The sequence below is a fragment of the Pseudoalteromonas sp. 2CM32C genome, from assembly GCF_023161925.1.
GTDB classification, from domain to species: domain Bacteria; phylum Pseudomonadota; class Gammaproteobacteria; order Enterobacterales; family Alteromonadaceae; genus Pseudoalteromonas; species Pseudoalteromonas marina.
In genome coordinates this window covers 1-560 of the sequence record NZ_JALNTI010000029.1, presented here as the reverse complement: position 1 = coordinate 560, position 560 = coordinate 1, and the positions used below count along the sequence as shown (strand labels likewise).

Genomic DNA, 560 nt, shown 5'->3' with positions numbered 1-560 from the left:
TCCCGAAGGCACCAAACCATCTCTGGTAAGTTCTCTGTATGTCAAGTGTAGGTAAGGTTCTTCGCGTTGCATCGAATTAAACCACATGCTCCACCGCTTGTGCGGGCCCCCGTCAATTCATTTGAGTTTTAACCTTGCGGCCGTACTCCCCAGGCGGTCTACTTAATGCGTTAGCTTTGAAAAACAGAACCGAGGTTCCGAGCTTCTAGTAGACATCGTTTACGGCGTGGACTACCGGGGTATCTAATCCCGTTTGCTCCCCACGCTTTCGTACATGAGCGTCAGTGTTGACCCAGGTGGCTGCCTTCGCCATCGGTATTCCTTCAGATCTCTACGCATTTCACCGCTACACCTGAAATTCTACCACCCTCTATCACACTCTAGTTTGCCAGTTCGAAATGCAGTTCCCAGGTTGAGCCCGGGGCTTTCACATCTCGCTTAACAAACCGCCTGCGTACGCTTTACGCCCAGTAATTCCGATTAACGCTCGCACCCTCCGTATTACCGCGGCTGCTGGCACGGAGTTAGCCGGTGCTTCTTCTGTCAGTAACGTCACAGAT

Annotated in this window: 1 rRNA gene; it reads right to left on the bottom strand. The window is 52.0% G+C overall.

The annotated features are described in order from the left end of the window. Positions 1-560 (bottom strand): 16S ribosomal RNA (locus MTF67_RS18460); the annotation flags it as partial.